This is a genomic window from Nocardioides caricicola (assembly GCF_039541135.1).
Taxonomy (GTDB): domain Bacteria; phylum Actinomycetota; class Actinomycetes; order Propionibacteriales; family Nocardioidaceae; genus Nocardioides; species Nocardioides caricicola.
This window is the reverse complement of sequence record NZ_BAABFQ010000005.1, coordinates 454,348-474,680: the sequence shown is the minus strand read 5'-3', so window position 1 is coordinate 474,680 and position 20,333 is coordinate 454,348. Positions and strand designations below refer to the sequence as shown.

The following is a 20,333-nucleotide window of genomic DNA, read 5'->3' as shown; positions in this document are numbered from 1 at the left end:
GGACTCCTCTCTCGCTCCCGACCGTCCCCGAGGAGGGCATGGCCGCGAGCTGAGCGCATCGAGAAACCAACTGTGCAACGGGAGGTTCACATGGAAGTTGTCGTCACGGGTCGTCACTGCGAGCTGTCTGACAGGTTTCGCAGTCACGTCGAGGACAAGCTCACCAAGCTCGAGAAGCACGATCACCGGATCATCCGGGTGAACGTCGAGGTCGAGAACGAACGCAACCCGCGGCAGGCGGACCGCGCCGTACGCCTCCAGCTCACCGCACTCTCGAAGGGACCCGTGATCCGGGCCGAGGCCTGTGCCGCCGACAAGATGGCCGCCCTGGACCTCGCCATCGACAAGATGGCCGCTCAGATGCGCCGCGCCTCCGACCGGCGGCGGGTCCACCACGGCCGGCACACCCCGGTGTCCGTCGGCGAGGCACTCGCCGGCACGCCGATGGTCGAGGACGGCGAGGACGACGTGACGACGACCGAGCGCAGCGTCGGTCCGATCGACGTGACCGGCGACGGTCCGCTCGTGGTCCGGGAGAAGACGCACCCGGCCGCACCCATGACGCTCGACCAGGCGCTCTACGAGATGGAGCTGGTCGGGCACGACTTCTACCTGTTCGTGGACAAGGAGAGCGAGCGCCCGTCGGTGGTCTACCGCCGGCGCGGATACGACTACGGCGTGATCTCGCTGGACCTCGACTCCGAGCTCTGACCGACACCGTGACAGACCCGGGGGTGGCCCGTTCGGGCCACCCCCGGAGTCTTGCCACCACCCGCATGGGAGCCATGCGGGGTCCGTTCGTGCCATGATGCCCACGTGGCTGACGCGACGACCGAGGCCGAACGTGAGCCGATCCGTGTGCTCGTGGTCGACGACCAGGAGCTGTTCCGTCGCGGCCTGACGATGCTCCTGACCGTCGAGCCCGGCATCGACGTGGTCGGCGAGGCCGGTGACGGCGTCGAGGGGACCACCCTCGCGACGAGCACCACGCCGGACGTCGTGCTGCTCGACATCCGGATGCCGAAGCGCTCCGGGATCGAGGCCTGCCGCGCCATCAAGGACGCCGTGCCGTCCACCAAGATCATCATGCTGACGGTCTCCGACGAGGAGGCCGACCTCTACGAGGCCGTGAAGAGCGGCGCCGCCGGCTACCTGCTCAAGGACTCCTCGATCGAGGAGGTCGCCCAGGCGGTCCGGGTGGTCGCCGACGGCCAGTCGCTGATCAGCCCGTCGATGGCGGTGAAGCTGATCGACGAGTTCAAGCAGATGTCGCGCCCCGAGCGCGACCACGTCCCCGGCCTGCGGCTCACCGAGCGCGAGCTCGAGGTGCTCCGCCTGGTCGCCAAGGGCATGAACAACCGCGAGATCGCCCGCGACCTGTTCATCAGCGAGAACACCGTCAAGAACCACGTGCGCAACATCCTCGAGAAGCTGCAGCTGCACTCCCGCATGGAGGCGGTCATGTACGCCGTCAAGGAGAAGCTGCTCGACCTGCCGTAGTGGTGGTTTCGAGGCTCGCTTCGCTCGCACCTCAACCACCGGTTCGGTGGTTGAGGTGCGAGGAGCGTCAGCGACGAGCCTCGAAACCACCCGGCGCGCTGTCGGCGCGGCCCACTAGCCTCCCGCCATGGAGTCGTTGAGCGTCGCCCAGGCGCGCCGGATCGCCCTCGCCGCCCAAGGGTTCCTCGACAAGCCGCACGCCGAGCCGACGATGCGCACGTTCCAGCGCACCCTGGAGCGCACCGGCGTGCTGCAGGTCGACTCGGTCAACGTGCTGCAGCGCGCCCACTACATGCCGCTGTACTCCCGGATGGGCCCGTACGACGTCGACCTGCTGCGCCGCGCCGCCGAGCGGCGGCCCCGCCGGATCGTGGAGTACTGGGCCCACGTCCAGGCGTTCATGCCGGTCGAGCTGTGGCCGGTGATGCAGCACCGGATGGACGACTACCGCGCCAAGCGTGGCAAGTGGGGCTTCGTGCAGGCCGACGACGAGCTCGAGCAGAGCCTGCTCGCCGAGCTCGCCGACCGCGGCGCCTCCACCGCGCGTGACCTCGACGACGGCCTGCCCCGGGCCAAGGACAACTGGGGGTGGAACTGGTCCAAGACCCGACGCGTCCTTGACTACCTCTACACCTCGGGCCAGGTCGCGATCGCGGGCCGCAACTCCCAGTTCGAGATCCGCTACGACCTCCCGGAGCGGGTGATCCCGCCCGCCGTGCTCGCCCAGCCGGTGCCGAGTCGTGCCGACGCCGCGCGTGAGCTGGTGCGCCGCGCCGCCCGCTCGCACGGCGTGGCCACGGTGCAGGACCTGCGCGACTACTACCGGATGGAGGTCGCCGACACCGCGACCGCGGTCGCCGAGCTGGTCGAGGCCGGGGAGCTGCTCCCCGTGACCGTCGAGGGCTGGAAGCGGCCGGCGTACCTCCACGCCGAGGCGCGACTGCCGCGGCGGGTCCGCGCGCGGGCGCTGCTCAGCCCGTTCGACCCCGTGGTGTGGGAGCGGGCGCGCACCGAGTCGCTGTTCGACTTCCACTACCGGATCGAGATCTACGTGCCCGCCGAGAAGCGCGTGCACGGCTACTACGTGCTCCCGTTCCTCCTCGGCGACCGGGTCGTCGCGCGGGTCGACCTCAAGGCCGAGCGCAAGGAGGGCCGGCTGGTCGTCAAGGGCGCGTACGCCGAGCCGACCGCGCCGCCGGAGACCGCCGATGAGCTGTCGGCCGAGCTGCGTCAGCTCGCGGGCTGGCTCGGCCTCGACTCGGTCACGGTCGAGCCGCGGGGCGACCTGGCGCCGCTGCTCCGTCCGTGAGCGCCTCCAGCGCGCTCGCGCCGTCGCCGACGGCGTCGGTCGCCCGGATCGCTGTGCCCAGCCGCGCCGCGGCGGCGCGGTAGGACGGCTGCTCCAGCAGCGCCGAGAGAGCCGCGCGGAAGTCGCCCGTGGACCCGCGGCGCGGCACCGTCCGCCCGGCGCCGGCGCTCTCGATGCTGCGCCCGACCACCACGTGGTCGGCCTTGCCGTCCAGCGGTACGACGAGCACCGGCACGTCGTGCGCGAGGCCGGCCATCGTCGACCCGTGGCCGCCGTGCGTCACCAGCGCCGAGGCGCCGGGCAGCGTGTCCGCGTGCGCCAGCCAGCGGTGCACCTCGACGCCGGGCCGAGCCGTCAGGTCGGCGGGGTCGACGTTCGGGCCGGTGGACACCAGCACCCGCGCCGGCAGGCCCTCGGTGGCGTCGACGAGGCGCTGGAGGACCCTGGTCATGCCCGGGTAGCCGAACGTGCTGAGCCCGACCACGATCGTCGGGTCGCCCGCGACGCGCGGCGACCAGGCCGCCAGCGGGCCGACCTGGAGCAGGTTGGCCGCGGCCGGCGCGGGGTCGACGTCGGCCAGGGTCATCAGCAGCCGCAGCGCGGCGCCGTCGAGAGCGCGCTGCGGCGCCAGCCGGCGCAGCCGGAGGTTGAGGCCCATCGGCCCGCCGAGGATGCCGGTCCGGTACGCCGCGGCGTACATGTGCTCGAGCACGGCGTACCGCACCCCGGCCCGCCGGGCGGCGTCCATCGCGCCGAACATGAATGAGTCGACCACGACCAGGTCGGCCGGCTCGGCGGCCAGCGCGTCGAGGAGGTCGCGGCCCATCCCGGCGTCGGCGAACACGCCGAGCATCCGCAGCGGCGTGTAGTCGCGGGTGGAGTCGAAGCGCCGGGCGTGCCGAGGTCGCACGAACGTGAAGCCCGCGGCGGTGAGCGCCTGCTCCTGCGAGGCGTGGCCGAGGAACCGCACGGTGTGGCCACGCCGTACCAGCTCGCGGGCCAGCGCGGTGGCCGGTGGCACGTTGCCGCCGCCGTCCCACGTGACGAAGAGGAAGCCGCTCACAGCAGCGCCCTCACCAGGGTGCGGACCCGCTGCTCCGTGGCGGCCGGGCTCAGGCCGCGGTCGCGGCGCAGCTGCTTCCACGTGTAGACGTCGGTCGCCACGGCCAGCAGGTCGACGAGCTCGTCGCGCTCGGGCCCGGGGGAGGGGAGCATCGGCTCGAACACCGCCACGACCCAGGAGCGGTGGAACGCCCGCCCCGCGTCGGTGACCTCCTTGGTCGCCGGGTCGACGTGCTCCTGGGCGAGCATGGTCAGCACGGTGTCGCCGCGGCGCTCGTAGTGCTGGAGCACCGTGCGGACGGCGGCGTCCGGGTCGCCGACGGGGGTACGCCGCTCCTCGCCGACCGTCGTCAGCGCGTGCTGGCGGGCCGCGTCGATCAGGCCGGCCCGGTTGCCGAAGTGGCGCAGCAACGTCTGCACGCTCACCCCCGCGGTGGCGGCGATGTCGTCGAGCGAGATCTGGGAGACCAGCCGCGTCTCGGCCAGCGTGATCGTCGCGTCGAGCAGCCGCAGCCGGGTGCGCTCCTTGGCCTCGGCCCGGGCGGTCATCGTGTAGCGGCGCGTCGTTTTCATGACAGTACGAGTTGACACGAAGTGTGAGGTTCATGTCAACGGGCACTGACGTGAATATCTGGACGGGTCGCAAACCGTCGCGCTGGTTAGGGTGGGTTCAGGCCCCTGGGTAGAGTGGCGCCGCCCCTGCCTTCAGGCTGAACACCCAGGAGTTGTGCCCACGTGCCTGCCATTCTCGACAAGATCCTCCGCATCGGCGAAGGCAAGATCCTCCGACAGCTCGAAGCGATCGCGAAGGCCGTCAACGCCATCGAGGACGACTTCGTCGCGATGAGCGACGCCGAGCTCCAGGGGATGACCGCGGAGTTCAAGGAGCGCCTCGCCAACGGCGAGACCCTCGACGACATCATGCCCGAGGCGTTCGCGACCGTCCGCGAGGCCGCTCGCCGGGTCCTCGGGCTGCGCCCGTTCGACGTCCAGATCATGGGTGGCGCGGCGCTGCACCTCGGCAACATCGCCGAGATGAAGACCGGTGAGGGCAAGACCCTGGTCGCGGTCGCGCCGTCGTACCTCAACGCGCTCTCGGGCAAGGGCGTCCACGTGGTCACCGTCAACGACTACCTCGCCAAGTACCAGTCCGAGATGATGGGCCGCGTCCACCACTTCCTCGGCCTCGAGGTCGGCGTCATCCTCCCGGAGATGCGCCCCGACGAGCGCCGGGTCGCCTACAACTGCGACATCACCTACGGCACCAACAACGAGCTCGGCTTCGACTACCTGCGCGACAACATGGCCGGGTCGATCGAGGAGTGCGTCCAGCGCGGCCACAACTTCGCCGTCGTCGACGAGGTCGACTCGATCCTCATCGACGAGGCGCGGACCCCGCTCATCATCAGCGGCCCGACGCAGGACGAGGTCAAGTGGTACGGCGAGTTCGCCAAGATCGCGCGCACCATGACCATCGACGTCGACTACGAGATCGACGAGAAGAAGCGCACGATCTCGGTGCTCGAGCCGGGCATCACCAAGGTCGAGGACTACCTCGGCATCGACAACCTGTACGACTCGGTCAACACGCCGCTCATCTCCTTCATGAACAACGCCATCAAGGCCAAGGAGCTGTTCCGCAACGACAAGGAGTACGTCGTCATGAACGGCGAGGTGCTCATCGTCGACGAGCACACCGGCCGCATGCTCGCCGGCCGCCGCTACAACGACGGCCTGCACCAGGCGATCGAGGCCAAGGAGGGCGTCGAGGTCCGCGAGGAGTACCAGACCCTCGCGACCGTCACGCTGCAGAACTACTTCCGCCTCTACGCCAAGCTCTCCGGCATGACCGGTACGGCCATGACCGAGGCCTCCGAGTTCGACAAGATCTACAACCTCGGCGTGGTCCCGATCCCGACCAACAAGCCGATGGCCCGCATCGACCAGCCCGACCTCGTCTACCGGACCGAGGAGGCCAAGTACGACGCGGTCGTCGAGGACATCGCGGCGCGCCACGAGAAGGGCCAGCCGGTCCTGGTCGGCACCGTCTCCGTCGAGAAGTCCGAGCACCTCTCGAGCAAGCTCAAGAAGCGCGGCATCCCGCACTCGGTGCTGAACGCCAAGGTGCACGCCGACGAGGCCAAGATCGTCGCGATGGCCGGCCACAAGGGCGCGGTCACCGTCGCCACGAACATGGCCGGTCGCGGTACCGACATCATGCTCGGTGGCTCGGTCGAGTTCCTCGCCGACGCCGCGCTCCGCAAGGAGGGCCTCGAGCCCGGCGGCGAGACCGCTGCGGAGTACGAAGCCGCCTGGCCGGCCGCGCTCGAGCGGATCCGCGCGCAGGTCGCCGCGGAGCACGACGAGGTGCGCGAGCTCGGCGGCCTGTACGTCGTCGGCACCGAGCGGCACGAGTCGCGCCGTATCGACAACCAGCTGCGTGGTCGCTCCGGCCGTCAGGGCGACCCGGGCGAGTCCCGGTTCTACCTGTCCCTGCAGGACGAGCTGATGCGGCTGTTCAAGTCCGACTGGGTCGACCGCGTGCTCCAGGTGCTGAAGATCCCGGACGACGTCCCGATCGAGAACAAGCGCGTCACCAGCGCGATCGCCAACGCGCAGGGGCAGGTGGAGTCGCAGAACTTCGAGTCCCGCAAGAACGTCCTCAAGTACGACGACGTGATGGACCGCCAGCGCAAGGTGATCTATGCCGAGCGGCGCGAGGTCCTCGAGGGCAAGGACCTCGAGGAGCAGATCCGCACGTTCCTCGACGACACCGTGGAGGGCTACGTCGCCGCGGCGACCGACGGCTTCGCGGAGGAGTGGGACCTCGACGGGTTGTGGACCGCGCTGCGCCAGATCTACCCCGTCGGCCTCGACACCGACGCGATCGTCGAGGAGGCCGGCGGCCGGGAGGCCCTGGACCGCAACTTCCTGACCGAGGCGATCAAGGCCGACGCGCACGCGGCGTACGACCGTCGCGAGCAGGAGGTCAACGAGGTCGTCATGCGCGAGCTCGAGCGGCGCGTGGTGCTGTCGGTGCTGGACCGCAAGTGGCGCGAGCACCTCTACGAGATGGACTACCTGCGCGAGGGCATCTCGCTGCGCGCCTACGCCCAGCGGGACCCGCTGGTCGAGTACCAGCGCGAGGGCTTCGAGATGTTCACCACGATGATGGACGGCATCAAGGAGGAGACGGTCGGCTTCCTCTTCAACCTCGACGTCCAGGTGGAGGTCGAGGAGGAGGAGATCGAGGAGGACGAGGAGGCCTTCGAGCCGATGCGCCAGGCGGTGCCGTCCGCCGATGCCCCGCAGATCCGGGCCAAGGGCCTCGACCTGCCGAGCAAGCCGCAGAACCTCACCTACACCGCTCCCAGCGAGGACGGCGAGGCCGAGGTGCGCGCCGCCGAGGCCGAGGTGGACGAGTACGCCGGCACCGGTCGCAACGACAAGTGCCCGTGCGGCTCCGGCAAGAAGTACAAGCAGTGCCACGGCCGCCCCGGCGGTCCGACGGGACTGACGGCTCGGGTCAACTAGACCCACGGTGGTCGAGGCGCGAAGGCGCTCTGGCGCCTGAGCCTCGAAACCACCGGACCTGACATTCGGCGGTGACCTCCGTGGTCACCGCCGACTGTCGTCTTACCGGGTTTCGACGCGCGGTCGCGGCCTCGCGGGCTCGGCCGCGCGCTAACTCAAGCAAACTCCAGCGCCGTGCAGCACCAGCGCTGCTGGCGCTCCTCGAAGCGGGCGGCCAGGGCGCGGGAGCGCTCGCCGTAGCGCACGTGCGCGCTGACCTCGACGACCTCGCGGTCCAGGAAGCACAGGTGCACACCGAGCACCTTGGGGCGCACCGGCTGCACCCGGCCCAGCCCGGGCTGGTGCCGGCCCGCCCGGGCGACCAGCTGCGCGCGGCGTTCGAGGTCCAGGTAGACGTCGCGCGAGCTCCAGCGCAGCAGCTGGGTGACCGGCCGGTCGCCGCCGACGATCTCGACCGCGGCCTGCGTGTAGCGGCGCGCCCACTGCTCCAGGCCGCGCCGGCGGGGCGCCTCGATGGAGATCACGTCGGCGCGGGGGCGGGCACCGGTCGCACCGGTGACGGTCGGCGGGTCCTGGCGCGGCTGCAGGTCGAGGGCGAGCGTTCCCTGGACGCTGGCGACCGGAGCCGGCGGCGGGAACGGGACGACGTTGTGCTGGGACATCTCCTGAGACATGGACGGGCCTCCTCGGTTCACTGCTGCGCCGGGAGGCGCAGTCGCTGGGCGGGCTGGATCAGGTCGGGGTCGGGACCGATGACGTCCCGGTTCTGCGCGTAGATCTCGCGCCACCGGGCGTCGATCTCCGCGGCTGCGGCGTCCGGGCCGAGGTCGGCCGCGGCGAGGGCCCAGAGCGTGTCCCCGGGGTGCACGACGACCACCTCGGCGGCTGGCCGGGGGGACACGGCGCGGTCGGGGAAGGGCAGCCCGGCGACGGAAGGCCGCCGGTCGCGGTGCACCTCGCCCGGCGTGGCCTGGGCCGGGACCGCGAGCCCGGCGACCACGGCCGCGCCGCACGCGAGCAGCACCAGGCGGCGCAGCGGCGCCGGGACGCCCGGGGTGGTGGCGCCGGTCGCGGCCTCGGCCACCGCGGCCGTGGTGACCACATAGAGCCAGCCGGCGGCAGCGCACCCGCCGGCGGCGCAGAGGCGGACGAGGACGTCGTCGAAGCGGGCCGCCGGGGCCAGCGCCACCGGCAGCAGCCAGCCGACGAGGGTCGCGGCGGCTGCGGTGGCGGCCAGCCAGACGGTCAGACAGCGGTGTGCCGGAGCGTGCATCCCGAGAGCCAATCTATGCGTTTGCTTCCGTTTGCTTCACGATGCGCTTCTTTACCCACGTCGTCAATCATGTCTCCACAGGTCGCCTACCGTGGACGGCATGCGTACCCTCGCCGTGCTCGCGGCGGTCCTCGTCCTCGGTGGGTGCTCGGAGTCGCTCAGCTCGCTCGAGGAGCGGGTGGACGGCAGGTCGGGCGTGGACAGCGTCGAGGTGTGGGAGAACGACGGCGACGACGCCGTCCCGTTCGTCGCGGCACCGAAGCACGTGCGGGTCCGGATGGAAGCCGACGCCTCGGCCGACGAGGTGATGGCGGTCTTCGACGCCTACGACGACCCGATCGAGGACGACGAGCTCGACTCGGTCGAGGTGGTCCTGGCCGGACCCAAGCAGGCGTCGCTCTCGGCGGGGGAGGGCATCCTCGTCACGCGGGACGCGGTCGAGGACCTCGTCGCCAACCAGGCGGACGACGCGGTCGTCGCGTTCCGGCGCGAGGCCCACCCCGTGTCCAACGGCGTCCGCGCCGAGCTCGCCCCCACCCGGTTCGCGGAGCTGACGGCGTACGCCGACCGGTATCGCGACACCGACCTCGAGATCGTCGACGTGGTCGCCGGCCCGTTCGTCCTGATCCGCGACGAGATCAACGAGGATCCGCAGGTCACCGCGGCGCGCGAGGAGCTCGCACACCTGGTCGACGACCGGTTCGGGTTGCTCGGTGCGAGCGTGTCCGGCCGCGGCCCGCTCGAGCTGGTGGTCGCGCGGGCCGACGAGGTCGCCGTCCGGCGCTTCGTCGGCAGCCGAGCGACGCCCGCGGTGCGGCGGGTGCTCGTGAGGGCGTCCTGACCGCCGCTCCGACCTAGGCTGCACCCATGGCCTGGGAGGACGACCTCTTCGCGCTGCTCGACGACCTCGAGCAGCAGGCTGAGGCGCTCTACGCCGCCGACCGGGACGCCGAGCTCGCCGACCGCAGCCGGGCGGCGTACGGCGAGGTGACGCTCGCGAGCCGGCTGATGGCGTCGCTGGACACCGAGGTGCGGCTCGAGGTCACCGGGGTCGGGACGGTCGCGGGCGACCTCGAGCGGGTGGCCGACGGCTGGTGCGTGCTGCGCGGGCCCGCGCAGGACTGGGTGGTGTGCCTCCCTGCCGTCGCGGCGGTGCACGGCGTCTCGGACCGGTCCGTCCCGGAGGTCGCGTGGTCACCGGTCGCCGCGCTCGGTCTCGGCTCGGCGCTGCGCCGGCTGGCCGACGCGGGGGAGCGGTGCGTGCTGCACCTGCGCGACACCACGTCGTACGACGCGGTGCTGCGCCGGGTCGGCGCCGACTTCGTCGAGGCGAGCGTCGGCGCGGGCCGCACGGTCCTGGTGGCGTTCAGCGCCCTCGCGGCGGTCCAGTCCCGCGACTAGGTCGCGTCCGAGTCGTACGGCGGGATCTCGCCCGCGCCGAGCGGGCGCTGGCCGCGCCGCGGGGCGCGCACCGGCTCGTCGTCGTCCTCGAGCGCCTCGGCGATGTGCTTCTTCACGATCGTGCGCGGGTCGAGGTCGCGCAGCTCCAGGTCGGAGTACTCCGGGCCCAGCTCCTCGCGGAGCTCGTCACGGGCGGCGTTGGCCATCCGGCGGACCTGCTTGACCAGCTGGGCCGCCTGCTTGGCGAGCTCGGGCAGCTTGTCGGGGCCGAACACGAGCACCGCCACGAACGCGAGCACCGCGAACTCCGGCAGGCCGACCCCGAACACGCGTCAGAACTTACTGGTCGGCGTCAGGCCGAGCTGCATCCCCGCCAGTCCGCGGCCGCGGCCGGCGAGCTTCGTGGCGATCTCGGTGAGCACCGTGGCGCCCGGGGCGGTCGGGTCGGAGTCGACGATCGGCTTGCCGGCGTCACCGCCCTCGCGCAGCGAGATGTCGAGCGGGACCTGGCCGAGCACGGGCACGTCGTACCCGAACCGAGCCGACAGGGTCGCGGCGACCCGGTCGCCGCCGCCGGAGCCGAAGATCTCGAGGCGGTGCTCGGTGCCGGTCTCCGCGCAGTGCGGGCAGGCGAGGTAGCTCATGTTCTCGACGACGCCCACGACGCGCTGGTGCATCATCGAGGCCATCGTGCCGGCGCGCTCCGCGACCTCGGCCGCGGCCTCCTGCGGGGTCGTCACCACGACGACCTCGGCGCCGGGCAGGTGCTGGCCGAGGGAGATCGCCACGTCGCCGGTGCCCGGCGGCAGGTCGAGGAGGAGCACGTCCAGGTCGCCCCAGTAGACGTCGGCGAGCATCTGCACGAGCGCCCGGTCGAGCATCGGGCCGCGCCACGCGACGACCTGGTCGCGGCGCGGCTTGAGCATGCCGATCGAGATCACCGAGACGCCGCTGGCCGTCGGCACCGGCATGATCAGGTCGTCGACCTGGGTGGGGCGGCTGTCGGCGACGCCGAGCATCGCCGGGACCGAGTGGCCGTAGATGTCGGCGTCGACGATGCCGACCCGCAGGCCCTGCTTGGCCATCGCGAGCGCGAGGTTGACGGTGACCGACGACTTGCCGACACCGCCCTTGCCGCTGGCGATGGCGAACACCTTGGTCAGGGAGCCGGGCTGGGCGAACGGGATCTCGCGCTGGGCCTGGCCGCCGCGCAGGAGCTCCTGCAGCCCGGAGCGCTGCTCGGCGGTCATCACGCCGAGCTGCAGGTCGACGCCGGTCACCCCGGCGACACCGCCGACGGCGGCGGAGACGTCGCGGTTGATGGTGTCCTTCATCGGGCAACCGGCCACCGTCAGCAGCACGGTCACGTGCACCACCCCGGCGTCGTCGACCTCGACGGACTCGACCATGCCGAGGTCGGTGATCGGACGCTTGATCTCGGGGTCGTTGACGGTCGCGAGAGCGGCGTTGACCTGCTCGAGAGTGGGGGTGCTCATGATGACCGAGTCTAGGTGGTGGGTGGCTCGACTTCCGCCTCGGTGGCGTGACCCTGCGCACTCTCGCGGGCGCGCTCCTCGGCCCGCTCCTCGATGTCCTGCAGCAGCGAGCGCAGCTCCGAGCGGAGGAAGTCGCGGGTCGCCACCTCGCCGACGGCCATCCGCAGCGACGCCACCTCGCGGGCCAGGAACTCCATGTCGGCATGTGCGCGGGCGTTGGCCTGCCGGTCCTGCTCGGCGATGACCTTGTCGCGCTGCTCCTGGCGGTTCTGCGCGAGCAGGATCAGCGGCGCGGCGTACGACGCCTGCAGGCTGAGCGCGAGCGTGAGGAAGATGAACGGGTAGTCGTCGAAGCGCACCTCCTCGGGCGCCAGGGAGTTCCACAGCACCCACATCACGACGACCGCGGTCATCCAGATGAGGAACCGTGCGGTGCCCATGTAGCGCGCGAAGCCCTCGGCGAAGCTGCCGAACGCGTCGGAGTCGTACGCCGGCCGCCGCAGCAGGGGCTGTCGGCGCAGGTCCTTGGGCGTGTCCAACCGCGCGCCGCGAGGCTCGGTCATCCGGTCACCTCCTCCCGGTCGTCACCCGGCCGGGCGCGGTCGCGCCATCCCTCGGGGAGCATGTGGTCGAGCAGGTCGTCGACGGTCACGGCGCCGAGCAGGTGGCCGTTCTCGTCCACGACGGGGGCGGCGACGAGGTTGTACGTCGCCAGGTGCGCCGCCACCCCGTCGATCGAGGCCTCGGGACGCAGCGACGCCATCGTGTCGTCCAGCGCACCCGCCACGAGCGACGACGGTGGCTCGCGCAGCAGCCGCTGGATGTGCGCGACGCCGAGGAACTTGCCGGTCGGCGTCTCGAGTGGCGGCCGGCAGACGTAGACCAGCGCGGCCAGCGCCGGGGTCAGCTCCGGGTTGCGGACGTGGGCGAGCGCGTCGGCGACGGTCGCGTCCGGGCCGAGGATCACCGGCTCCGGCGTCATCATCGCGCCCGCGGTCTCCTCGGCGTACGACATCAGCCGCCGGACGTCCTCGGCCTCCTCGGGCTCCATCAGCTCGAGCAGCGTCGCCGCGGTCTCCGGCGGCAGGTCGGCGATCAGGTCCGCCGCGTCGTCGGGCGACATCTCCTCGAGCACGTCGGCGGCGCGCTCGGAGTCGAGGTTCGCGAGGATCTCGACCTGGTCCTCCTCCGAGAGCTCCTCGAGCACGTCGGCGAGCCGCTCGTCGTCGAGCGCGGCCACCACGGCGCTGCGCCGCTCGGGCGGGAGGTCGTGGATCATGTTCGCCGCGTCGGCGGGCCGCATCTCGTTGAGGGCCGCGATCAGGTGGGTCGCGCCCTGCGCCTCCTCGCGCCGGCTCAGGCCCTCGACGTCGCGCCACTCCACGACGTGGGTCTGTCCGCGGTTGCTGCGCCGGCGCAGTCCCTTGCTGGCGTGCTCCTTGACCGCCACCCGGCTGACCACCCAGTCCCGGTTGCGGGCCTGCTCGATGCCGACGTCGTAGACGGTCCCGGTCACGCCGGTGCTCGGGATCCGCACGGTGCGGTCGAGCATCTGCCCGATCACCAGCGTCTCGCTCGGGCGCTGCTCGAACCGGCGCATGTTCAGCAGCCCGGTCGTGTACACCTGGCCACTGTCGATGTTGGTCACCCGCGTCATCGGGACGAAGATCCGCCGGCGGCCGAACACCTCGGCCACCATGCCGAGCACCCGCGGCTGGTGCACCTCCGTGCGCACGGCCACGACGAGGTCGCGGACCTTGCCGACCTGCTCGCCCACCGGATCGAAGATCGGGAGGCCGACCAGGCGGGCCACGAAGACGCGCGCGGGGGCGGTGCTCATCTGGGGTCCCCGCGGAAGCGTGAGGTGGAGGAGCGGAGCGGGGGAGACTCGCGCTTTCGTGGGGTCAGGCTCACGTGCGGTAACGCTACCGCTCTGGTGGGAGCATGTGCGTCGTGTCGAGCACCCAGCAACGCGTCGTGTTGCACGTCGGCCTGCCCAAGAGCGGGACGACGTACCTCCAGGGGCTGCTCGCGGCGAACCGCGACCGGCTGCGGGCGGCCGGGATCCTCTACCCGTTCCTCCGCCCCGGGGCGCAGTTCCACGGCGCTGTCGAGGTCCGCGGCAGCCACGCCAAGTTCGGCCTGAGCGCCGACGACGTCGCCGGGACCTGGGCCGCCCTCTGCGCGCGGGCCCGCAGCTTCGAGGGCACCACGATCATCAGCCACGAGGTGCTGGCGGGCGCGAGCCCCGACGAGGTCCGGGCGGCGCTCGAGCCGCTCGCCGGGCTCGAGGTGCACGTCGTGGTGACGGCCCGCGACCTCGGCCGGCAGTCGGTCGCGCACTGGCAGGAGGAGGTCAAGCTCGGCGCGACGTACTCCTTCGCCGAGTTCGAGGCCACCCAGCTGCGCGCCGACACCGGCGGCGGCGACCGGCCGCACTTCTGGCACGCCCAGGACTTCGCCGCCTGCCTCCGGCGCTGGTCCACCGGCCACGCCCACCTCGTCACGCTGCCCCGACCCGGCGCCGACCCCGCCGAGCTGTGGCGGCGCTTCGCCGCCGCTGCCGGGATCGACCCGGGGGTGCTGGACCCCACCGACCAGGCGCCCGCCAACCCCTCGCTCGGCACGGCCGAGATCGCGCTGCTGCGCGCCGTCAACGCGGGGCTCGTCGGCCGGGTGGAGCGCGGCGAGTACCTCCGGGTCGTCAAGCGCGGGTACGCCGAGGGCGAGCTCGCCACGCGCCCGGGTCCGCGGCCGGTCGCGCCGCACGACCTGGCGGAGGTGCTCGGCGCCGCCACCGCTGCCTGGCTCGCGCAGGTGGAGCAGGACGGCGTCGCCGTGCACGGCGACCCGGCGGACCTCGCGCCGGTGCTCGGCGGGCCCGGTGACCCGCGCCCCGACGACGTCGCGCTCCCCGAGGACCCCGCGAGCGTGATCCGGGCATTGGCCGCGCAGTTACGATGAGTCATGCTCCGGCGTTGGGTGCCCGCGATCGTCGCGGTCGTCGCCGTGCTCGCAGCCGGTTGCGGCAGCGATGCCGGCGGTGACACCGCGAACACCTCGCCCGACGCCGCTTCCGACTCCACGACCGGCTCCCCGGGTGGGTCCGAGAGCGCCGAGCCGCTGCCCGCGGGGACGCTCCCGTGCGCGCTGGTCTGGAAGGACCGGGCCACGCTGCCGCGGGGGTACAAGGGGTGCGCCGACGGCACCGGGACGTACGTCCCCGCGGACCCGCTGGCCTGCTCGTCGGGGCAGCGGATCATCCGCTACGACGACCGGTTCTACGCCGTACCGGGAGGCCTGGTCCACGCCGCCGATGCGCCGTTGATCGAGGACTCGGAGTACCGTGCTGCCGCACTGCGATGCCGCGCCTGAGCGCTCGCACGACCATCCAGGACCGTTGAGAGGGAGATCCGGCGTGGCCCGATTCCTTGCGCTGCTCGTCGCTGTCTCGTGTCTCGTGATGCCCTCGCTGGGGTCTCAGGCGGCCGCGGTCCCGACGACGTTCGACCTGGCCGCCCCGGTGGCATCGGCCGCCGCGCCGCTGGCCGCACGTGCCGCCGCGCCGGACCGCTACACGCCGAAGCCGGGCCCGACCTTCAACAGCCCGCTGGGCGACACCAACGCGCGGCGGGCGATCTTCCACAAGATCATCCGGTCCATCAACTCCTCCGCGCGCGGTAGCGACATCAAGATCCTGTCCTGGAACTTCCTGACCCGGGCCGGCACCGACGCGCTGCTGGCCGCGCAACGGCGCGGGGTGCAGGTCCAGGTCCTCATGGACGCCACGAACAACGAAGAGGACTTCCCGAACGGGCCGTTCCGCCGGCTCCGCTACGAGCTGCGCCAGGGCAACGACCACGCTCCGAAGGGTGTGCGCAGCTGGGCGCGGACCTGCGACCACTCCTGCCGCGGCCCGGGTGGCGCGGCGCACGCCAAGCTCTTCATGTTCTCCAAGGTCGGCGACGTCCGGCGCGTGGTGATGCAGGGCTCGGCGAACTTCACGCTCGCCTCGACCAACAACCAGTGGAACGACATCTACACCCACACCCGCACCCGCTCGGTGTGGCGGTTCTACGACCGGATCTTCCGCGAGGCCGCGAAGGACAGGAAGGCCAAGCGCCCGTTCGCCTCCCGCGACTTCAAGGGCTTCCGGCTGATGATGTTCCCGATCGCCGCGCAGCGGGACCCGGTCATGGACCTGCTCAACAAGGTGAAGTGCTGGGAGGCGACCAACACGCCGGGTGGTCGCACCATCATCCGGATGGCGCCCGACGTCATCCGGCAGGCGCGTGGCCTCGCCCTGGCCAGGAAGGTCCGCCAGCTCTGGGACCGCGGGTGTGACATCAAGATCGGCTACACGGTCATCGGCATCGACGTCGGCCGGGTGCTGCGCTCGCCGGCCGGTCGCGGCCCCATCCCGATGAAGCACCTGACGCAGGACTTCGACGAGGACGGCGAGTTCGACAACTACTTCCACCTGAAGGCGATGACGGTCGTCGGCAACGTGCGCGGGGACCGGTCGGGCTACGTCGTGCTCAACGGCTCCGCGAACTGGTCGAGCCTGGCTCGCAACAGCGACGAGAACCTCGGCATCTACTGGAGCAAGCACCGCACGCTGCAGTACCAGGAGCACATCAACTACTGGTACACGAACTTCCCCAAGCCGCCGCAGGACAACACGAACGACACGACGACGGACCTGGCCGCGCGCCGCGCGCCGACGACCCGGGTCGCCGGCCCCGACGACCTGGTGTTCGGCACGGGCGAGAACGCCGTGTTCGAGGACGGCACGCCGTACTCCCTGAGCGGGGTCGACCCCTACGCCAACCTCGACCTGGGGTGACCGTGGCGCGTCCGGTCTGGGTGCGTAGCGCCGACGACAACGGCTTCTCCGTCGTGACGGTGACCGACCGCCCGGTCGACGTCCGCATCGACGGCCGGCGGGTCTGGACGTTCTGGACCCACCGCGACACCGTCCCGGCCGCGTTCCCGCTGGACCGCGGACCGTGGCCGATCCGCACCGCGCCGTGGCCCGCGCCGCTGCGCCGCCACCTCGACGGCCGCGCGCGCATCAGCGTCGTCGACTCCGCGACGGGGGCGACGTACTTCGACCGCGACGTCGCGCTCGGCGGCGGCGAGGGCGAGATCCGGGTCCGGAACAAGAAGGGTGTCGACCTCGGCATCGACAAGTCCGGCCGGCTCGTGCCGACCTTCGCCGGGCGGTCCGACCGCGACATCTCCGCGCTCCTGGACGCGACGGAGTCGGTGCTCGCGGCGCTGCGCTCGGCCGGCGTGGAGCCGTTCGTCGCGTACGGCACGCTGCTCGGAGCGGTCCGCGAGGGCAAGGTCCTCGGTCACGACTCCGACGCCGACCTGGGCTACGTCAGCAGGTACTCGAACCCCGTCGACGTCGCGCGGGAGTCCTTCGAGGTGCAGCGTCGGCTGGCCCGCGACGGCTGGGAGATCTCGCGCTACAGCGGGGCCTCGTTCAAGATCTACGTCACCGAGGCCGACGTGCGCCGCGGCCTCGACGTGTTCGGCGGCTTCCTCGACGCCGGGCGGCTGTACCTCATGGGCGAGATCGGCACGCCGTTCGAGCGCGAGTGGATCCACCCGCTCGGGACCGCCGAGCTGGAGGGTCGCGCGGTGCCGGTCCCGGCGCGACCGGAGAAGCTGCTCGAGGCGACGTACGGCCCGGGCTGGCGCACGCCCGACCCGGCGTTCAAGTTCACGACGCCCGAGCGCACGATCCGCGCGTTCGACGACTGGTTCCGCGGTGTCCAGCCGGGTCTGCGGCACTGGGACCGCAAGGCCGCCCAGGCCTCCGCTCGGTCCGCGGTCAAGAAGCCGTCGCTCCTGGCGAAGCGGGCCGCGAAGCTCGCGCGCCGGCTCGACGCGGAGATCCTCGACGTCGGCGCCGGCAGCGGGACCGACAGCCTCTGGCTGGCCAGGCAGGGGCACACCGTCACCGCGTACGACTTCGCGGTCCGCGGGCTCGCCCCCGCCCGCGAGCACGCCGCGCGGGAGGACCTGCCGCTCGACGTGCGCTACCTGAACCTCGCCGACCGGCGCTCGGTGCTGTCGGAGGGCGCTCGCCTCGCGAGCCGGCCGCGACCGCGCGTCGTGCTCGCCCGGCACGTCGTCGACGCCACGTCCGGGCTCGGCCGCGAGTCGCTGGCCCGGCTGTGCTCGATGGCGCTGCGCGACGGCGGCCAGCTGCTCGCCGAGTTCTACACCGGCACCGACGCCCGGCTGCCGGACTGGGTGCTCGGCACGGTCGACACCGACGCGTTCGCTACGCTGCTGCGCGGTGCCGGGGCCGCCCAGGTCGACGTGCAGGAGCTGGAGCGCAAGGGCCGGCCGATCGTCCGAGTGGTAGGGGAGTGGTCATGAGTTCGCTGCGACCGGGGTCGAGCCGGGCCGCCGTACGACGGCTCGAGCAGCGGGTCGCGGACCTCGAGGCCGACGTCGCCGAGATGCGCCGCCACAACGTCCGGCTCGCGGAGATCGTGGACGTCGTCCAGGAGCTCCTCGTGCCGATGGCCTCGCGCGACGACGAGGCCGTGCAGAAGGCGATCGCCCGCTTCCAGGAGAGCCTGTAGTGGTCGATCGCACCTTCGTCCACATCGGGCTCCCGAAGACTGCGACCTCCTACCTCCAGACGATCATCTGGTCCAACCGCGAGCGGCTGCGCGAGCGGGGGATCGTGGTGCCGGGCGCGGAGCGCCGCGACCACCTGTGGGCCTCCCGCACGGTCCGCGAGCAACGCAGCCACCAGCGCGCGCCCGAGCACCAGCGCACGGCCTGGTCGCGGATCTGCGCGGAGCTCGCGAGCGCCTCGGGGACCGGCCTGGTCAGCCACGAGTTCTTCGCAGCCGCCAGCGCCGAGCAGGCGGTCGCGGCCGTCGAGGCGCTCGGCGCCACCGAGGTGCACCTCGTGGTGACCGCGCGCGAGCCGCTCGGCCTGTTCACCGCGAGCTGGCAGGAGAGCCTGAAGAACGGCTCGACCACCCCGATGCCCGACTACGCCCGCGAGGTCTCCGACCGGCCCACCGACATCTGGAACTGGCGCACCCTCGACCTGCGCCTGGTGCTCGAGCGCTGGACCGCGGCGGTGCCGCCCGAGCGCGTGCACGTCCTCGTGCTCGACCCGGGCGCCCCGCGCGAGGACGTCTGGCACCGCTTCGCCGCCACTGTCGGCTTCGCCACTGAGGGCATCGACCTGTCCGGCTCGTTCCCGAACACCTCGATGGGCGTGGCCGAGGCCGAGACGCTACGTCGCGTGAACGGCCGGCTCACCGGCTTCGACAAGGCCTTCGACAAGGGCGTTTACCTGCGCACCTTCCTCGCCGACGAGCGGCTGGTGCCGCGCGGCGGGGAGCGGTTCTGGCCCGAGCCGGACCAGGTCGAGGACTGCCGCCGCCGGGCCGTCGAGGCGGTCGACTACCTGCGCCGTACGCCGTTCGACGTGGTCGGCGAGCTCGACCACCTGCTGGTCCCGGAGACCCTGGAGCCGCGGCGCAGCACCCTGTCGGTCACCGATGACGAGGTCGCGGCGGTCGCCGTCGACCTGGTCGCGACGATGCTCGGTGACGTCCGGGAGCTCAAGCAGGCCGCCCAGGCCCGTCAGGACCGGCCGACGAGCCGCTTGAGCCGCTTGTTCCGCTCGCGCGGCGGCGACGACTCCTCGACGTAGAACCCGGCCTTCGGCCCGGCCGCGAGCTCGGCGACCCGGGCCGCGAGCGCCTCGGCGGCGCCGGCCGGGAACGGCCGCGGGGTCGCGCCCGCCTGCAGGGGGTCGTGCTCGACGAGCAGCCGGAGGTCGGCGAGCGTCTCCACGTCGTCCCGGGTCGTGAGGTCGTAGATCCGGCGCAGGTACGTCGCCCGGACGTCCTCGGGCAGGTCGCTCGACGCCAGCGCCCGCAGCGCCTTGGCCGCCGGGGCACGGTCGGGGCGGTAGCGCGCCGGCCCTGCCTGGGCCAGCGCGGTCCACTTGCGCACGAACTCCTCGCCCGACGGGGCGTCGTAGTGCAGCACGCTCAGCCGCGGGTCCGTGTGCCGCGGCTGCCGCTCGCCGTCCGCGGAGATCGCCTCGTGCAGGGTGAGCGCGAGGCCGGAGCCCGGGCGCACGCCGCTCTTGCCCATCACGTGACCGTGGAAGTACGCCTGGTTGGTCGGCTCGCCGATCGTGCCCAGGACCTGCAGCAGGTTGAGGTCGGCGTCCTCGAGAAGCCGCTTGAAGCGGGTCGGGCGCTCCGGCTGGCTCCACTGGCTCACGGCCTCCCAGGGAGGCAGGTGGACCGCGTCGGTCCCGGCGGGGACCGCGGCGAGCGCCTCGCGGTCGACCCGGGCGACCTCGTCGCCGTCGATGTGGAAGAGCCACTCGGCCCAGGCGAACGGCTCCAGGGCGCGGCGCACGACGTTCGCGTTGATCCGCTGGCGCACGTTCAGGCTCTGCGGGCGCCCGTCGGTCCACCACGACTTGCGGCCGGTCGGGATGCAGGTGACGTGCGGGTGCTCGGCCAGCTCCGCGGCGACCTCGGGCTGCCCGGGCTCCTTGGGGGCGTCCAGGAACACGACCATGTGGTCGACCCCGGACGCCAGGTTCGCGGAGACGAAGAACCGCACGTTCTCCGGGGAGTCCTTGATCGTCGAGGCCGTCAGGATCATGGCCGAAGGGTAGCGACGGTCCGGGCGGCGCCGAAGAAGGCGCCGGCGGCGCGCTCGAATGCTAACCTCCTGCGGTGCCCCGCCA

21 protein-coding genes are annotated in these 20,333 nt (G+C 72.2%); 12 read left to right on the top strand and 9 right to left on the bottom strand.

The window, feature by feature from the left end:
* The first annotated feature begins 90 nt into the window (after positions 1-90).
* The 3 genes from hpf (at position 91) to ABD875_RS10685 (ending at position 2,809) form a co-directional block, all read left to right on the top strand.
* Positions 91-711: a ribosome hibernation-promoting factor, HPF/YfiA family gene (gene hpf / locus ABD875_RS10695; RefSeq protein WP_345175471.1), complete on the top strand. Its 621-nt coding sequence runs from the start codon at positions 91-93 to the stop codon at positions 709-711.
* Positions 712-816: 105 nt separating this feature from the next.
* The gene (locus ABD875_RS10690) at positions 817-1,500 is read left to right on the top strand and encodes a response regulator (RefSeq protein ID WP_345175441.1); all 684 of its coding nucleotides are present in this window, start codon (positions 817-819) and stop codon (positions 1,498-1,500) included.
* Positions 1,501-1,627: 127 nt separating this feature from the next.
* Positions 1,628-2,809 carry a winged helix-turn-helix domain-containing protein gene (locus ABD875_RS10685; RefSeq protein ID WP_345175434.1) on the top strand — a complete coding sequence of 394 codons (1,182 nt, stop codon included), beginning with the start codon at positions 1,628-1,630 and terminating at the stop codon, positions 2,807-2,809.
* Here the strand turns inward: ABD875_RS10685 and ABD875_RS10680 are convergent.
* Positions 2,763-3,872, bottom strand: a complete 1,110-nt coding sequence (locus ABD875_RS10680; protein WP_345175427.1) for a glycosyltransferase — start codon at positions 3,870-3,872, stop codon at positions 2,763-2,765. The two genes, ABD875_RS10685 and ABD875_RS10680, sit on opposite strands and share 47 nt — an antisense overlap.
* Positions 3,869-4,444, bottom strand: coding sequence for a TetR/AcrR family transcriptional regulator (locus tag ABD875_RS10675; protein ID WP_345175420.1), 576 nt, complete (start codon positions 4,442-4,444; stop codon positions 3,869-3,871). Before ABD875_RS10675 ends, ABD875_RS10680 begins: the two co-directional genes overlap by 4 nt.
* 162 nt (positions 4,445-4,606) lie before the next feature.
* Here ABD875_RS10675 and secA point away from each other — a divergent pair, with 162 nt between their 5' ends.
* A complete protein-coding gene (secA, locus tag ABD875_RS10670) occupies positions 4,607-7,405 on the top strand; it encodes a preprotein translocase subunit SecA (RefSeq protein ID WP_345175410.1) in 2,799 nt (932 codons plus the stop codon).
* 155 nt (positions 7,406-7,560) lie between these two features.
* Here the strand turns inward: secA and ABD875_RS10665 are convergent, their stop codons facing one another.
* Entirely contained in the window at positions 7,561-8,079 is a 519-nt protein-coding gene (locus tag ABD875_RS10665) for an Rv3235 family protein (protein ID WP_345175386.1), read from the bottom strand.
* Positions 8,080-8,096: 17 nt separating this feature from the next.
* On the bottom strand, positions 8,097-8,678 hold the full coding sequence (locus ABD875_RS10660; RefSeq protein WP_345175378.1) for a LysM peptidoglycan-binding domain-containing protein: 582 nt from the start codon (positions 8,676-8,678) through the stop codon (positions 8,097-8,099).
* Positions 8,679-8,778: 100 nt separating this feature from the next.
* Between ABD875_RS10660 and ABD875_RS10655 the strand changes: the two genes are divergently transcribed.
* Positions 8,779-9,519 carry a hypothetical protein gene (locus tag ABD875_RS10655; protein WP_345175369.1) on the top strand — a complete coding sequence of 247 codons (741 nt, stop codon included), beginning with the start codon at positions 8,779-8,781 and terminating at the stop codon, positions 9,517-9,519.
* Positions 9,520-9,545: 26 nt separating this feature from the next.
* The gene (locus tag ABD875_RS10650) at positions 9,546-10,079 is read left to right on the top strand and encodes a hypothetical protein (protein ID WP_345175362.1); all 534 of its coding nucleotides are present in this window, start codon (positions 9,546-9,548) and stop codon (positions 10,077-10,079) included.
* Here ABD875_RS10650 and ABD875_RS10645 read toward each other — a convergent pair.
* The 4 genes from ABD875_RS10645 to ABD875_RS10630 are packed head-to-tail and all read right to left on the bottom strand — an operon-like array spanning position 10,076 to position 13,415.
* Positions 10,076-10,408 (bottom strand): sec-independent translocase, encoded by a 333-nt coding sequence (locus ABD875_RS10645; protein WP_345175355.1) that lies wholly within the window; start codon positions 10,406-10,408, stop codon positions 10,076-10,078. The two genes, ABD875_RS10650 and ABD875_RS10645, sit on opposite strands and share 4 nt — an antisense overlap.
* A 3-nt stretch (positions 10,409-10,411) precedes the next feature.
* The gene (locus ABD875_RS10640) at positions 10,412-11,575 is read right to left on the bottom strand and encodes an Mrp/NBP35 family ATP-binding protein (protein WP_345175346.1); all 1,164 of its coding nucleotides are present in this window, start codon (positions 11,573-11,575) and stop codon (positions 10,412-10,414) included.
* Positions 11,576-11,586: 11 nt separating this feature from the next.
* Positions 11,587-12,138: a DUF1003 domain-containing protein gene (locus ABD875_RS10635; protein ID WP_345175338.1), complete on the bottom strand. Its 552-nt coding sequence runs from the start codon at positions 12,136-12,138 to the stop codon at positions 11,587-11,589.
* Entirely contained in the window at positions 12,135-13,415 is a 1,281-nt protein-coding gene (locus ABD875_RS10630) for a magnesium transporter MgtE N-terminal domain-containing protein (protein ID WP_345175317.1), read from the bottom strand. Before ABD875_RS10630 ends, ABD875_RS10635 begins: the two co-directional genes overlap by 4 nt.
* Before the next feature lie 113 nt (positions 13,416-13,528).
* Between ABD875_RS10630 and ABD875_RS10625 the strand changes: the two genes are divergently transcribed.
* The 6 genes from ABD875_RS10625 to ABD875_RS10600 all read left to right on the top strand — a co-directional run bounded on the left by ABD875_RS10625 (position 13,529) and on the right by ABD875_RS10600 (position 19,274).
* On the top strand, positions 13,529-14,539 hold the full coding sequence (locus ABD875_RS10625; protein ID WP_345175290.1) for a hypothetical protein: 1,011 nt from the start codon (positions 13,529-13,531) through the stop codon (positions 14,537-14,539).
* Positions 14,540-14,542: 3 nt separating this feature from the next.
* Positions 14,543-14,950, top strand: a complete 408-nt coding sequence (locus ABD875_RS10620; protein WP_345175283.1) for a hypothetical protein — start codon at positions 14,543-14,545, stop codon at positions 14,948-14,950.
* A gap of 88 nt (positions 14,951-15,038) precedes the next feature.
* Positions 15,039-16,421 carry a phospholipase D-like domain-containing protein gene (locus tag ABD875_RS10615; protein WP_345175276.1) on the top strand — a complete coding sequence of 461 codons (1,383 nt, stop codon included), beginning with the start codon at positions 15,039-15,041 and terminating at the stop codon, positions 16,419-16,421.
* Positions 16,418-17,971 (top strand): class I SAM-dependent methyltransferase, encoded by a 1,554-nt coding sequence (locus tag ABD875_RS10610; protein WP_345175269.1) that lies wholly within the window; start codon positions 16,418-16,420, stop codon positions 17,969-17,971. Before ABD875_RS10615 ends, ABD875_RS10610 begins: the two co-directional genes overlap by 4 nt.
* The gene (locus ABD875_RS10605) at positions 17,968-18,180 is read left to right on the top strand and encodes a DUF6752 domain-containing protein (RefSeq protein ID WP_345175260.1); all 213 of its coding nucleotides are present in this window, start codon (positions 17,968-17,970) and stop codon (positions 18,178-18,180) included. Before ABD875_RS10610 ends, ABD875_RS10605 begins: the two co-directional genes overlap by 4 nt.
* Entirely contained in the window at positions 18,180-19,274 is a 1,095-nt protein-coding gene (locus ABD875_RS10600) for a hypothetical protein (protein ID WP_345175250.1), read from the top strand. The genes ABD875_RS10605 and ABD875_RS10600 overlap by 1 nt, the downstream gene beginning before the upstream one ends.
* Here the strand turns inward: ABD875_RS10600 and ABD875_RS10595 are convergent.
* Positions 19,205-20,248 (bottom strand): glycosyltransferase family protein, encoded by a 1,044-nt coding sequence (locus tag ABD875_RS10595; protein ID WP_345175244.1) that lies wholly within the window; start codon positions 20,246-20,248, stop codon positions 19,205-19,207. The genes ABD875_RS10600 and ABD875_RS10595 overlap by 70 nt on opposite strands.
* Positions 20,249-20,333 lie beyond the last annotated feature (85 nt).